We start from the raw sequence: 1,311 nt of genomic DNA, 5'->3' as shown, positions 1-1,311 counted from the left end.
CGTTAGTAGAATAAGCAAAAAGACCGCCTGTACTGCCTTTGTAGAGGTACATGCAATAAAAAAATCGGCTCAGTGTTAACACTGGACCGACTTTTATGTTTACTCACCTACTAGTCCATCACCATCTCGGTCGTCCATATATTTATAGAGCCACGAATCGCGTGTAATTGGCATTTTAAAGCCAGCAGCTTTGGCTTCAGCAATCGTAACTTGACCATTATGATTGGTATCCACTTTGCTAATATCTTCATTGCTGTTTGCCGTTTTGTTTGATGGTACACTGTTTGTTTTCGGTGGCGTACTCTTCTTACCTGTCGTTACCCCTAACTTTTTGTTCACTTCATCTGGGTTCACATTGTCAAATTCGTCCGTAATGGTTCTGCCCTGAATTTTGTATGTGAACTTATAATGGCTGGGAATTTGCGTCTTAGTATTTGGATATTGAATCACTGCCACGAAATCCGTACACCCTCCTGCATCCCGAATCACTTTTTCCATGTAAGCCTGATCGCCATGCCTGTTGAGAATACTGTCCTGTGGCGTAATGTTATAGGCATTTGACACTCCCCCGAGCGAGTCGGCAATCACATGACCTTTATCCAGGGTCGGGCTCTCCGTGCCTGGAACATCTGCTTCATCAGCGAAATATCTGCCAGATGACAAAACATGATCACTATTTGGATTTTGTAGTGTTATTTTTTTCGCCTCAACACGAATGAGCTGACCGTATTCATTTGTATACGCCCAATATTCCCGTCCTCCGAAACCGACATCCACTTTGGCATTTGGCTGTCTATATCCTGACATGTCCCCGCCGTCTACTGTAAGTAGGGTATATTTGCTGTCATCAAATCCGCCCGCTGTGCCTGTTGCCTTTGGCGTGCTGGATGCAGGAGCCGCTTTGGTGGGTTCACTGTCACTCTTTGGTTTTTCCGTGTCATTAGTTTTAACAGTCCTAGCGGCCGCACTTGTTTGGGATTGCACTTTTTTTGGCGAAGCCTGTTCGGTAATGGTTCCGCAACCCGCAAGGAAGGATAGCAAAACCACTGTCGCTACAACGGAAATTATTCTTTTGTTCACATTTCTGCACACCTTTCACATGTTTCTCCACCATACAATTCGTATACAAGCAATAACACATTTTGAACTTTTGTTGGAATATACCTATCTTTGGTGTTGAATCCTTATTCAACTAATCTGCACCTTCTGTACAAGAAGAAAAAGCTGCCAAGACTGACAGCTAAGAGCTAAGTTATTTAAGTTAAAACAAGATATTCTTAACATAAAAGAAGCCGTATAAGAGCCCATCAA

At 43.1% G+C, this 1,311-nt stretch carries 1 protein-coding gene; it reads right to left on the bottom strand.

Translation table 11 applies throughout. The features are described 5' to 3' along the window. Positions 1–99 precede the first annotated feature (99 nt). The gene (locus G8761_RS26675) at positions 100–1,080 is read right to left on the bottom strand and encodes a DNA/RNA non-specific endonuclease (RefSeq protein WP_338001049.1); all 981 of its coding nucleotides are present in this window, start codon (positions 1,078–1,080) and stop codon (positions 100–102) included. Positions 1,081–1,311: the final 231 nt, after the last annotated feature.

Origin of the sequence: Neobacillus terrae (assembly GCF_011393025.1) — a bacterium.
GTDB classification, from domain to species: Bacteria; Bacillota; Bacilli; order Bacillales; family Cytobacillaceae; genus Neobacillus_A; species Neobacillus_A terrae.
The sequence above is the reverse complement of the archived record's forward strand: the minus strand, read 5'-3'. Positions and strand labels throughout refer to the sequence as shown.